Source organism: Rhodoferax sp. (assembly GCF_023701345.1).
Taxonomy (GTDB): Bacteria; Pseudomonadota; Gammaproteobacteria; order Burkholderiales; family Burkholderiaceae_C; genus Rhodoferax.
In genome coordinates this window covers 1-12,559 of sequence record NZ_JAMPXE010000024.1, presented here as the reverse complement: position 1 = coordinate 12,559, position 12,559 = coordinate 1, and the positions used below count along the sequence as shown (strand labels likewise).

12 protein-coding genes and 1 pseudogene are annotated in these 12,559 nt (G+C 59.0%); 6 read left to right on the top strand and 7 right to left on the bottom strand.

What is annotated here, in order from left to right:
- Positions 1–1,869: a glutamine--fructose-6-phosphate transaminase (isomerizing) gene (glmS, locus tag NDI87_RS05285; RefSeq protein WP_296273758.1), complete on the top strand. Its 1,869-nt coding sequence runs from the start codon at positions 1–3 to the stop codon at positions 1,867–1,869.
- Positions 1,870–1,936: 67 nt separating this feature from the next.
- Here glmS and NDI87_RS05280 read toward each other — a convergent pair whose 3' ends face one another.
- Positions 1,937–3,973 carry an MASE1 domain-containing protein gene (locus tag NDI87_RS05280; RefSeq protein ID WP_296273757.1) on the bottom strand — a complete coding sequence of 679 codons (2,037 nt, stop codon included), beginning with the start codon at positions 3,971–3,973 and terminating at the stop codon, positions 1,937–1,939.
- Between the two features lie 247 nt (positions 3,974–4,220).
- On the opposite strand from NDI87_RS05280, the gene NDI87_RS05275 reads away from it, so the two are divergent.
- Together NDI87_RS05275 and NDI87_RS05270 are read left to right on the top strand one after the other, a co-directional pair.
- Positions 4,221–4,496, top strand: coding sequence for a hypothetical protein (locus NDI87_RS05275; RefSeq protein ID WP_296273756.1), 276 nt, complete (start codon positions 4,221–4,223; stop codon positions 4,494–4,496).
- Between the two features lie 68 nt (positions 4,497–4,564).
- Positions 4,565–4,870 (top strand): hypothetical protein, encoded by a 306-nt coding sequence (locus NDI87_RS05270; protein ID WP_296273755.1) that lies wholly within the window; start codon positions 4,565–4,567, stop codon positions 4,868–4,870.
- 117 nt (positions 4,871–4,987) lie between these two features.
- Here NDI87_RS05270 and NDI87_RS05265 read toward each other — a convergent pair whose 3' ends face one another.
- On the bottom strand, positions 4,988–5,608 hold the full coding sequence (locus tag NDI87_RS05265) for a response regulator transcription factor (protein WP_296273754.1): 621 nt from the start codon (positions 5,606–5,608) through the stop codon (positions 4,988–4,990).
- 184 nt (positions 5,609–5,792) lie between these two features.
- Here NDI87_RS05265 and NDI87_RS05260 point away from each other — a divergent pair, with 184 nt between their 5' ends.
- Positions 5,793–6,230, top strand: a complete 438-nt coding sequence (locus NDI87_RS05260) for a hypothetical protein (protein ID WP_296273753.1) — start codon at positions 5,793–5,795, stop codon at positions 6,228–6,230.
- A 10-nt stretch (positions 6,231–6,240) separates the two neighbouring features.
- Here the strand turns inward: NDI87_RS05260 and NDI87_RS05255 are convergent, their stop codons facing one another.
- Both NDI87_RS05255 and NDI87_RS05250 read right to left on the bottom strand, forming a co-directional pair.
- Positions 6,241–6,669, bottom strand: coding sequence for a universal stress protein (locus NDI87_RS05255; RefSeq protein WP_296273752.1), 429 nt, complete (start codon positions 6,667–6,669; stop codon positions 6,241–6,243).
- An 11-nt stretch (positions 6,670–6,680) separates the two neighbouring features.
- Entirely contained in the window at positions 6,681–7,406 is a 726-nt protein-coding gene (locus NDI87_RS05250) for a TerC family protein (protein ID WP_296273751.1), read from the bottom strand.
- A 215-nt stretch (positions 7,407–7,621) separates the two neighbouring features.
- On the opposite strand from NDI87_RS05250, the gene NDI87_RS05245 reads away from it, so the two are divergent.
- Both NDI87_RS05245 and NDI87_RS05240 read left to right on the top strand, forming a co-directional pair.
- A complete protein-coding gene (locus NDI87_RS05245; RefSeq protein ID WP_296273750.1) occupies positions 7,622–8,290 on the top strand; it encodes an alternative oxidase in 669 nt (222 codons plus the stop codon).
- 23 nt (positions 8,291–8,313) lie between these two features.
- A complete protein-coding gene (locus tag NDI87_RS05240) occupies positions 8,314–9,660 on the top strand; it encodes a cation:proton antiporter (RefSeq protein WP_296273749.1) in 1,347 nt (448 codons plus the stop codon).
- Here the strand turns inward: NDI87_RS05240 and NDI87_RS05235 are convergent.
- The 3 genes and pseudogenes from NDI87_RS05235 to NDI87_RS05225 all read right to left on the bottom strand — a co-directional run.
- Positions 9,654–11,924, bottom strand: coding sequence for a bifunctional (p)ppGpp synthetase/guanosine-3',5'-bis(diphosphate) 3'-pyrophosphohydrolase (locus NDI87_RS05235; protein WP_296273748.1), 2,271 nt, complete (start codon positions 11,922–11,924; stop codon positions 9,654–9,656). The genes NDI87_RS05240 and NDI87_RS05235 overlap by 7 nt on opposite strands.
- A 94-nt stretch (positions 11,925–12,018) precedes the next feature.
- Complete coding sequence (gene rpoZ, locus NDI87_RS05230; RefSeq protein ID WP_296159786.1) at positions 12,019–12,222, bottom strand: DNA-directed RNA polymerase subunit omega; 204 nt, start codon at positions 12,220–12,222, stop codon at positions 12,019–12,021.
- 27 nt (positions 12,223–12,249) lie between these two features.
- Positions 12,250–12,559, bottom strand: a pseudogene (locus NDI87_RS05225) (guanylate kinase); the annotation flags it as partial.

Below are 12,559 nucleotides of genomic sequence, written 5' to 3'. Positions count from 1 at the left end.
ATGTGTGGCATTGTTGGCGCCGTATCAAATCAAAACATCGTCCCTGTGCTGGTGCAGGGCCTGGCCCGTCTGGAATACCGGGGTTATGACTCCTGTGGCGTCGCGGTGTACGCCAATGGCCTGCAGCGCGCACGCAGCACGGCGCGCGTCTCGGAGTTGATGGCGCAAATCAACACCACCCACCTGCAAGGCACCACCGGCATTGCCCACACGCGCTGGGCCACCCACGGCGCACCTGCCGTGCACAACGCGCATCCCCACTTCAGTCATGGGCCAGGCGTTGACGCGATCAACCGACCAGGGCGCATTGCACTGGTGCACAACGGCATCATTGAAAACCATGACGAACTGCGTGCAGCCTTGCAGGCCAAGGGCTACGTATTCCAGAGTCAGACCGACACCGAGGTCATCGCCCACCTGATCGACAGCCTGTACGACGGCGACCTGTTTGAAGCCGTCAAAACCGCACTGGCATCGCTGCGGGGGGCCTATGCCATTGCCGTGTTCTGCAAGGACGAGCCGCACCGCCTGATTGGCGCCAGGGCCGGCTCTCCGCTGATTCTGGGCGTCGGGGCAGACGCGCAAGCCCATTATCTGGCCAGCGATGCCATGGCCCTGGCCGGCGTCACGAGCCAGATCGTTTACCTCGAAGAAGGCGACGTGGCTGACATTCAGCTGGGCAAATACTGGCTGGTGGACAAAGCCTTCAAGCCCCTGACCCCGGCCCAGCGTCCGGTCAAAACGGTGCACGCGCACAGCGGCGCGGCCGAGCTGGGCCCCTACCGCCACTACATGCAAAAAGAAATATTCGAGCAGCCGCGCGCCATTGCAGACACCCTGGAGGGCATTGCCAGCATCATGCCGGAGCTGTTTGACGGCGCGAGCACCAGCGCGGCCCGGGTCTTCAAGGACATTGACTCGGTGCTGATCCTGGCCTGCGGCACCAGCTATTACAGCGGCTGTACCGCCAAGTATTGGCTGGAGAGCATCGCCAAAATACCGACGCAGGTCGAAGTCGCCAGCGAATACCGCTACCGCGACTCGGTGCCCAATCCGCGCACGCTCATTGTCACGATCACCCAGTCGGGCGAAACCGCCGACACGCTGGCGGCGCTGCGCCACGCCCAGAGCCAGGGCATGACGCACACCCTGACCATTTGCAACGTGGCCACCAGTGCCATGGTGCGCGAATGCGAACTGGCCTACATCACCCGCGCCGGCGTCGAAATTGGCGTGGCCTCGACCAAGGCCTTCACCGCCCAGTTGGCCGGCCTGTTTTTGCTGACACTGACGCTGGCGCAGTCACGCGGCTTGCTCAGCGAAGCCGAGGAGGCGCGTCACCTCAAGGCCATGCGCCACCTGCCCGCTGCCCTGCAAGCCGTGCTGGCGCTGGAACCCCAGGTGATCGCCTGGGCACAGGACTTTGCCGCCAAGGACAACGCGCTGTTTCTGGGGCGCGGCCTGCATTACCCGATTGCACTCGAAGGCGCTCTTAAACTCAAGGAAATCAGCTACATCCACGCCGAGGCCTACCCTGCAGGCGAACTCAAACACGGCCCGTTGGCGCTGGTCACCAGCGCCATGCCGGTGGTCACCGTGGCACCCAACGACGCGCTGCTGGAAAAACTCAAGAGCAACATGCACGAGGTGCGTGCCCGTGGCGGCGTGCTGTATGTGCTGGCCGACGCCGATTCACACATGGCCAGCGGCGAAGGCCTGCATGTGATCCGCATGCCCGAGCACTACGGCGAACTCTCCCCCATGCTGCATGTGGTGCCGCTGCAATTGCTGGCCTACCACACCGCCTGCGCGCGTGGTACCGATGTCGACAAACCGCGCAACCTGGCCAAGTCGGTGACCGTCGAGTGACCTTGATAGGACCTCTGCCGCACAGTTCCGGCAGAGAGTCTGATGACATCCCGACGCGTGCTCCGGATTAGTGTTGCAGCAGATGCGTCACCAGGGCTCTCAATCTGGCCGGGCGAACCGGCTTTTGCAGCACATGGTAGCCACAGTTCTGAAGCGTCTGCATGCCAGCCGATGTGGTGTCACCAGTGATGATGATCACGGGGAAGGCAGACGGTGGATAGCGCTTGAGCAGGCTGGCAACGACGGCCAAGCCATCTTCGGTGCCGAGGTGATAGTCGGCGATCAGCAGGTCAGGTGCTGGCGCGGCTAGTGCCGGCAAATCACTGGTTCTGGTAGCTTTGGTCACATTCAAACCCCAGTCTTCCAGCAAATTCCTGAGCGCGTCGAGGACCATCACATCGTCGTCCAAGATCAATACCCGACCACGCAACTGGCCGATCCGCTGCAATAATGGGCTGACCATTGGCATTTGCCCTGGATCTTTCTCGCAAACCGGGACATCAACACTGAAAACAGTGCCCCGTCCGGGATGCGAATGTACCGACAAGGGATGCCCCAACAGGTGGTTCAATTGATCGACGATGAAAAGCCCCAAACCCTGCCCGAACTGACCAGAGTGCTGGGCACTGCGCACCTGAAAGTACTCACGGAATATCGAATTTATATGTTCTGGCGCAATCCCGCAACCGGTATCCCACACCTGGAAGCGGATGGCGCCCTGGCGTCTTCGCGCCGAGATCAAAACACCACCGTGCTCGGTATAGCGTAGCGCGTTGGCAATCAAATTGCGTAGTATGCGCGTCAGTAGGGCCGGGTCGCTACTGACCGAAGCCACGCCATAGCGCAAGCGCAGTTGCAAACCCTTGGCACTCGCCTCGGGACAAAAATCGTTGTACAGGCCATCGAGCAGGCTTTGCACCGGCACGCATGCGATGTCGGGCACCACGACGCCGGCGTCGAGCCTGGACACATCCAGAATGGCGCTGCACATGTTTTCCATCGCGTTCACGGCAGACTCGATCTTGTCCAGCGTGCCGGCCGCAGCACGCCCGGCCAGCGTGGGCTGCAGCGCCGCGACATAAAGCGCGATCGCGTGCATGGGTTGGCGCAAGTCATGACTGGCAATGGCGATGAAACTGGATTTGGCCTGATTGGCCTGCTCGGCCTGACTCTTTTGCAGCCTCAGTTCGTCAAGCGCGACGATGAGCGCCGCTTGTGCCTGCCGCTGGGCTGCGCTGGACACCGCCAGCAGCAGTCCGGTCATAGCCATCAGGTTGGCAAAGATGCTCCAACCGACCAGACTGCCGACCATGGAAGGCGCCACAAACGGCCCGGTTCCGTGCGCCGTGCCCCAGGCTGCCAGACCCGAAATAAGCAGCGTCACCAGGGCGGCCCCAAAATACTCAAAACGAAGTGCGCCCCAGACCAGGAACGGGATAACGGCCAGCGAAGCCGGGTAATAGCCGTGACCAGCAAGCTGTGGCGCGCCAAATACCAGGTTGCAGACGATCAGCAACATCGCCAACAGCACGAGAGCTTCGATGATTTGCAGTGTCGATAGCGTCGGGTTCGGGTGGTTGAGCCATATCAGCAAAGGTGGTGCGACCATCAATACGCCCATCATGTCGCCCAGCCACCAAATCTTCCACACCGAGTCATAGCTGTCAAAGGGGACAACACCACCCAGGGTCAGTGTGCCCACACCAACAACAGCGCCGAGCGCGGTGCTGACCATGGCCGCCAGCACGATCAGGGCGAAGACGTCGCGATAGCGATCAAGTTCTCTGTGCAGGCTTGCGAGGCACGTCAGCAGCCAGGCACCCATGACGGCTTCCAGAGTATTGCCAATGGCGATACTGCCAGCCAGAAGAATCGGCAAGCCCATCCAAGCATTGGCGAGCAAGGCCCCAAAGGCGATGCCCAAGGCCATGCGGTAGCCAAAGGCAAGAACGACGACCAGCGCTATGCCACTGGACGGCCAGACCAGTGTGACGGTGCTACCAACCACCGCAAACTGCAGTCCGGCAATGGCGGCGACGAAATACAACAGGGCGACGCCAGCCACGCGAGCGAAAAAACCGGAATCAATGTCACTGAACTTCATGCTGGAGTTGGCCTCAGGTTTAGCCGTGCAAGAAATCCGCTGCGTCGGCCAGCGGTGCCGCAAACCGTAGCGTAACGGCAAATGACGCACAGTGGCGCTTGCTGAGTTCCTGCTGCATCGGCAATTTGGCCTAGGCCAGATGCGGTCTTGACTTCATGCATTCAGCCGATTTCAGAGAGCTGACTTGATCGTATATTGGTCATGCGGGTGCTTCCCCGTTTGCTGCTATCACGTTCAGGAGGTTTCCATGAAGTCCAAAAAAGGTTTCATCATGTTGACTGGTGGCGTCTGCTTCATGATGGGTGCTTTAGCGACGGCCACCGTTGTGCCAGACGAAGTCAACTCGAAAGACAAGGCACCAGCCGTTGCCCAAGTCAGTCAGGTCCCCATGACACCAGTCGTTGCCAACGTCAGCTTGGATGCCAGGGCACCGTTAAGTGCGGGTGCACCGGCCAGGCCCACCTTGGCCGACATCTGGAACAAGCACCAATGTTTTGTAGTTCTCTCGGGCAACTGCCTTTGATTGGCGCCCCTCAGCATTGGCCAGACGTGTGTTTCCACTTTTACTTGTGTCACTTGCAGAAGGTCATCATGAACCAACAACTCATCAATAAAACGGAGCGCCAAAATCACAAGTACCGCCATGTGGTGCTGGCGGGTGTCATCTTCACGGTCTTTATGTTCATTGGTTTATCGGCCGCTTCTTTCGATGGACCAGTCACGCTGATGCCCTCACCCCATGCCGACTCGGTATGGCCGACCGGCCCCGCAGATTTGCAAGTGGCGCAGCGCTATGGCCGGATCGATCATTCGTCGGTCAATTCGCCGGGCATTCTTCCTGAGCCAAATCTTGTCGCCGGCGCAACGATCGCGGCGTACGAGGCGCCACCTCAATGACGCGCCATAACGCAACAGCAGAGGCAATGAAGATTAGCGCAGCGGGCAGGGTCTCGGTGTTTCAATACCGGTTGAAACCTGCGCTGAACGCGGTGGCAGGACGCGGTCTTGTTCAGCTCAACCCAGCAATTGCAGATGGTGCGCCACTCGCGCCGCTTCGGTCCGGTTGCTGACATTCAATGTGCGGAAAATCGCAGCAATATGGACTTTGATGGTGCCTTCACTGAGGCCAAGTCGGCGGCAAATGTCCTTGTTTGCCATGCCTTCGGACAGCAGGCGCAAGACATCAAGCTGGCGCTCGGTCAATTTGCCTGGCACATGCGGACGGTTCGCGCCATTTGTTGCCATGACCAAATGCGCAGGCAGATAAATCCCGCCTGAAAGCACCAGCCGGATCGCAGACTGCATCACCGCAGCCGTCGCGGACTTTGGAATAAATCCCAAAGCGCCTGCGGCAATCACCTGTTGCACCATACCGTCGTTTTCATCAGCGGAGAGAACAACCAGCGGCAACTGGGGGTGGGTCTGCACAATTTGGCGGATGCTGGTTGCACCCTGCATGCCCGGCATATGCAGGTCCAGCAGCAACAGATCGACATCCGGATGAAGCGCGGCAAGGTTTAGTGCGCCAGCCAGGTTGTCTGACTCCAGGACAGTCGCCGACGCTTCGAGTTGTTTGAACAGCAGGGCAAAACCATCCCGAAACAGGGCATGGTCGTCAGCCAGAATGATTTTCAACTTGATGCCCCCATCTGTTAGTTGCGCCAATATCGCGCATTAGATCAGATGGTGGCGTACTTGCTTTCTTTTCTATGGGTCGGTTAGCATTTGGCAAAATGCATCATTTAAGGATTCCTACAGAAGCATCAGCCCTGCCATGACATATTGCCCTTCCTCACGCCTCAAAGAATGGCCTAGCCTCGTGCTGCTCGCCATGGCCCTGGGCGGTTGCGCCATGGCCCTGGGCGGTTGCGCCATCAAGCCTCCCGCGCCGCCCGTCTTGCCGATTCCTGCACCCACCTTGAAACTGGAAAAACACCATGTCGATTTGGGCGGTGGCGTCAGCGTCGATTACCAGATAGAGCGAAAGATCTCGTCGATCAATGGCATTAGCTGCTACGCCTTCATCACAGGAACGCTCAACAATGATTCAAATCAGGTCTTAAGTCGTCAAACGGTTCTTGACTTCAACTTTTTCAGTGGCGGCAAGCAGTCGTTCCGCGACCTGACCCATCCCGTCAGCAACGCCCATCCCGGCAGCCGCCCCATGTTTGAAATGGTGATTTCACCAGTGCATAGGGAAGGATGTGTCAACTATGACCGAATCGTTGTTTCGGTGCGAAAAATCGTCGTGAATTAAAAGAGCGGAATCATTTGACAACCAGCACCGGCACCGTGGCCAGCTTGACCACCTTGGTGGTGACCGAGCCCAGGAACAAGCCAACGACGCTGCCAAAGCCATGGGCGCCCATCACGATCTGGCTGCAGCCTTTGTCAGTGGCAAACTCGACGATGGTCGGGGCGGCCTCCCCCATCATGATGTGCGCCGAATAGGCCAACCCGGCGGCGTCGAGTTTTTGCCTGGCTGGCGCCAGCGCGGCATCGCCCGCTTCGCGGTGAAAGTCGTCCACCACTTTTTCGTCGATGAAGCGGGTGATGTCGCTGGAAAGCGGCGCCTGCACATTGACCAGAAACAGTTGCGGGGCGCTTACCCGGCTGGTGGCCTCGGTGATCACGTAGTCAATGGCTTTGAGCGACGGTTCAGAGCCGTCGAGGGCGATGAGCCAGGATGTGTTCATTGCGGTGCTCCTCAGCTTTTTGGGTTGGAGGACTCGGAGGACAGCTCCAGGGCCTTGACCGGCTTGCTGCGACTGCCCAGCCATTTGCCGACAATCACCACCAGCAGCGCTCCTGCGGTTGAGAAAATGTAATTGGGGTACAGGATGCCTGCCGACACCGCCGGCGGCATGGCCGGGTCGGTAAGCAGCATGCCGCCAGCGATCCAGCCCAGCAGGGCCGCACCCAATGTGATTACCAGGGGGAAGCGGTCCATCAGGGCCAGCACCAGCTTGCTGCCCCAGACCACGATCGGGATCGACACCAGAATGCCGAAGGTGACCAGCACCATGGAGCCGTGCGAGGCACCGGCCACGGCAATGACGTTGTCCAGGCTCATCACGGCATCGGCCACGACGACGGTCTTGATGGCGGCCATCAGCGTGGTGCCGCCTTCGATGTTGCCGTGTTCGTCATCGTGCTCGGGCAGCATCAGTTTGATGCCGATCCAGAGCAGCAGCAGCGCGCCGACGATTTTCAGGTAAGGCAGGGCCAGCAGTTGCAGGGCAAAGAAAATCATCACCACGCGCAGGCCGATGGCGCCGACCACGCCCCAGAAGATGCCTTTCTTGCGTTGTTCAGGCGGCAGTTTGCGGCAAGCCAGGGCGATGACCACGGCGTTGTCGCCACCGAGCATGATGTCGATGGCGATGATCTGGAGCACGGCGATCCAGAACAGGGAGGAGCTGATGTCAGGCATGGCAAAGAGCGTATTTCAAAAGCCTGATAGTACCAATTTTCAACAAACGCCCTCTATGCGCTTCCTCTGACTCGAAGGTATTTGTACCACCCGCGACAAGACGATGCCCTGAGGCCTGAGCGACCGCAGGAGAGCGCCATCAGTTGCCTGGCGCACAGACCAGGCCACAGCGAATTAGTACGCTGTATGCTCAGCCTGATTAAAAAACCATACCCATGGCAACTTCCCGCAACCAAATTCCACGATTTCCGCTATCTATGCCAAGCACCATTTTTCTGCAACCCCACCAAAAGCCGGAAGGTTTTCGTGATCGTAGCGCCCGTGCGCTGGTCAAGTTCATGCGTTTTTTTGCCGACACTTTTTTTGCCAAGCGATACGGTCACCGCGCAGTGGTGCTGGAAACGGTGGCGGCGGTGCCGGGCATGGTGGGTGGTGCACTGCAGCACTTACGCGCACTGCGCCGCATGGAAAGTGACCACGGCTGGATCCGTGTGCTGATCGACGAGGCTGAAAATGAACGCATGCATTTGATGACCTTCATCGAGATTGCCCAACCGACCAGGCTGGAGCGTCTGCTAATCCTGCTGGTACAAGGCGCTTTTTTTAATTTCTTTTTTTTGCTTTATATGGTTTCACCAGGTTCAGCGCACCGTGTTGTAGGTTATCTGGAAGAGGAAGCTGTGGTCAGCTACACCGAGTATCTGGCCGGTGTGGATGACGGCACTTATCCCAATGTGCCAGCGCCGTTGATCGCGATCGAGTACTGGAAGCTCGCGCCAGACGCGCGCTTGCGCGATATTATCCTGGTGATCCGCGCAGATGAGGCGCACCATCGTGATGTCAATCACCAATTCGCCAATGAACTGGCGATCGCCCAGACGTGATGGCAAGATAAACACAAAGAAACATGACTAATGCCCAATGGTTTTTACTGGTGGGCGGCCTGTTGCTGACCCGGGGCTTGACTGCCTCTTTGTTCAAAAACCTGCCCGTGACGCCAGCCATTGCCTACCTGGTTGTGGGGCTGCTGGTCGGGCCGACCGTGTTCAACTTCTTTCACTTCAATCCGCTCAAGGAATCCGCGCTGATGGAAGTGTTAACCGAAGTGGTGGTGCTGATCTCGCTGTTTTCAGCCGGTGTCAAGATGCCGGTGCCGGTCAGCATCGCCCGCTGGCGGGCACCGATTTTGCTGGCTTCGGTGTCCATGGTGGCGAGCGTCGGGCTGATCGCGGCCTTTGCCTACTACGCCTTGGGCCTGCCTTTGGGCGCGGGCATTTTGCTCGGGGCCATTTTGTCACCCACCGACCCGGTTCTGGCGACCGATGTGCAGACCCGTCACCCGGGCGACCGCGACCAGCTGCGCTTCACCCTGACCTGCGAGGCCGGCATGAACGACGGCAGCGCTTTTCCGTTTGTGATGCTGGGGCTGGGTTTGCTCGGGCTGCATGAGCTGGGTGATTCGGGCCTGCGCTGGGTGCTGGTCGATGTCCTGTGGGCCACGGCAGCGGGCATTGCCATCGGGGTCGCAGCTGGCGTGGCACTGGCACACGGTGGACGCCAATTGCGCCAGCTGGCACCGAGCCAGACACTCATGAACGACTTTCTTGGTCTGGGTCTGATCGGCGTGGTCTATGGTTTGAGTGTGATGGTGGATGCCTGGGGTTTTCTGGCGGTCTTTTTTGCCGCCGTGGCACTGCGGCAGACCGAAGTCAGGCACCTCAACGCGCAGCCACAAGACCCGGCTCAAGTGCCGGTCCATGGCACTGAAGCGACGGCACACACCGCAGAGCCACAGGCCGCTACAGCCACCATCAGTGCGCAATCGCTGGTCTTCAAGGAGCATCTGGAACGGCTCTCGGAAATGATGCTCGTGCTGCTGATCGGTGGTTCGCTCTTTCTTGATTCCTGGAGCTGGCGCGCCGTAGCGCTGGCGCTGTTTGTCTTTGCCATCGTGCGCCCGATTAGCGTCATGGCTGGCCTGATCGGCACCCGCACCCCCTGGACCATCCGCAGTCTGGTGGCCTGGTTTGGCGTGCGTGGCATTGGCTCCCTGTACTACCTGATGTTTGCCATCCAGCATGGCTTGCCTGAAGGCCTGGCACTGGAATTGATGCAGCTGACGCTGATTGTGGTCGCCTTGTCCATTTTGGTACATGGCACCAGCGTCAAACCGCTGCTGGGCCGCTTTTGGCGCTATCGCCAGTATTTGCCGGAATGGCGCAAAGGTGGGCGCTTGCCACCACCCGGTCAATAGTGATTTTTACTTCTTTGCGCCTTGAGCACCATCGGGGTATGGCGCAAATTGCGCAGCGCGTTATCCAGCTGATTCACATCGCGCACGGTAATGATGAATTTCATGTCGATGGCACCTTGCGGAGACTCGTCGGCCATGTTGACCTGGGTAATGTCGACCTCAGCAGCTGCCAGGGCCGCGGCCACTTTGGCAAGCACGCCCTTGCCATTGTTGACCGTGACCACAATGCCGGTCTCAAAGGCGCGCACGGGTTCATCCGACCACTCCACCACCATGAAGCGCTCACTGTCCTTGTTTTTGAGCTTGACGGCCACCAGACAATCGCTGGCGTGAATGGTCAGGCCCTCGCCTCGGCCCAGGTAACCGACGATAGTATCGCCTGGAATGGGACGACAGCAAGCGGCAAAACGTACCGAGGTGTTCTCGCTGCCGTCAATGGCCACACTGCCCTGAGCCAGCGACTCGCCAGCGATATAACGCTCACGCGTGAGCAACAGGGGATCGGGTTTTTGACCGGCATCCGACAACAACTTGGCAAGGCGCTTGGCGACAATGCTGGCAATGCGCCGGCCCAGGCCAATTTCGACCAGCAAGTCAGAACGGGTGCGATTGCCGCTGAAGCGCAGTAACTTGTCCCAGACATCTGCCATCGCACCCTGCTCGTCGGGCAGGTGCTCAATGCCTTCGGCGCGCAGCGCTTGCGCCAGCATTTTTTCCCCCAGGTTCTGGGAGTCGTCCTGGGCCAGCGTGCGCAAATGCTGTCGGATTTTGGAACGTGCCCGCGCCGTGCGTACAAACCCCAGCCAGGCCGGATTGGGGTAAGAGCCTTCTGCGGTGATGATTTCGATCACATCCCCGTTTTGCACTTCCGTGCGCAGCGGCACCTGCTCATTGTTGACTTTGGCCGCGACGGCATGGTCGCCCACGTTGCTGTGAATGGCATAGGCGAAATCAACCACGGTGGCACCGCGTGGCATCGCCATGATGCGGCTTTTCGGCGTAAAGACATACACCGCATCAGGAAACAGGTCCACCTTGACATGCTCCCAGAACTCGGCGGCGTCGTGCGTTTCATCGCCGATATCAAGCAGCGACTGCAGCCATTTAGACCCCAGCCGATCAGGGTTGGCATTGGCCTCGTTGGGGCTTTCCTTGTACAGCCAATGCGCGGCAACACCGGTTTCAGCCACCAGATGCATGGCTTCGGTGCGCAGCTGAAACTCGACATTGATGCCTGACGGTCCCACCAGGGTGGTGTGCAGGGACTGGTAGCCATTGATCTTGCTGATCGCGATATGGTCCTTGAACTTGCCGGGCACCGGTTTGTAGAGTTGGTGCAACAGCCCAAGTGCGGTGTAGCAATCAATCAGGCCCGGCACAATGACACGGAAGCCATAGATATCGGTGACCTGGGCAAAGCTCAGGCTTTTTTCTGTCATCTTGTGATAGATGGAATACAGGGTCTTTTCCCGGCCCGCGATTCGGGCAGCCATGCCATGACGGGCGAACATGGCCTCCAGGTCGGCTTGAACTTTTTGAATCAGGTCCCGGCGTCGCCCCCGGGCCTTGGCCACCGCCTTGCTCAAAATGGCGTAGCGCCAGGGCCGCAGGTAGCGAAACGACAGGTCTTGCAATTCCCGATAGGTTTGGTTGAGTCCCAGCCGGTGGGCGATCGGCGCATACACCTCGAGTGTTTCCGAGGCAATGCGCCCCCACTTGGCGCGCGGTGCGTCAGACAGGGTGCGCATGTTGTGGGTGCGATCAGCCAGCTTGATCAGAATCACACGCACATCACGCGCCATGGCCAACAGCATTTTGCGAAACGACTCGGCCTGGTTTTCCTCGCGTGTGTTGAATTGCAGTTTTTCGAGCTTGGTCAGTCCGTCCACCAACTCGGCCACGGGCGAGCCAAAATGCTCGATCAGATCGGGCTTGGTGACGTCGCAGTCTTCCAGTGCATCGTGCAACAGGGCAGCCATCAGCGCCTGGGCGTCCAGTTTCCATTCGGCGCATTGGGCCGCCACCGCAATCGGGTGGGTAATGTAAGGCTCACCGCTGTTACGCAACTGCCCCAGGTGGGCTTCGTCCGAAAACCGGTAGGCCGACCTGACACTGGCCAGGTCGCTGGCGCTGAGGTAATCGAGCTTGCTGGTCAGGCGTGCAAAACTGGCCGCCGCCGCATTCGACTCGGCAGCACTCAACACCCTGGGCAGGGATACCCCATTGCTGGAATCTGATGGAGTCTTGTTGATGGCGGCGCACATGCCATGAATATAGCGCGCCGGATGCGAATTTGGACAGCACCAACAAAAAAGCACCGCAAACGGTGCCTTTTTACAGGGGCATGAAGAGCGTGCTTTACAAGGGCACTTTTTTCAGCATTTCAATGCCGACCTTGCCGGCTGCGATTTCACGCAGGGCCGTCACGCCCGGCTTGTTCTTGCTCTCAACCTTGGCGGTGTGGCCATGGCTGAGCATGCGTGCACGGTAAGATGCCGCCAACACCAGCTGAAAGCGATTAGGGATCTGCAACAGGCAGTCTTCAACAGTGATACGGGCCATGAATTCTCCAAAACCAGGTGGGGCGCACTAGACAATATGCAGTGCTTTAAAGGTGTCTGCTCTGGCGCGGCGCTGCGCCAGATACTTGAGTCGCTGTGCATGCACAATGGATTTGAGGTCAAACACGGCGCGATCAAACAACTCGTTGATTATAACGAAGTCGAATTGCGACACCTGCGCCATCTCGGCGGCGGCATTTTCGAGCCGGGTGTCAATAACTTCAGGTGCGTCTTCGCCACGGCGCTCCAGGCGCGAGCGCAGCTCGTCCCAACTGGGTGGCAAAATGAAAATTGTGACGGCATTGGCGAAAATCTTCTTGATCTGCAGGGCCCCCTGG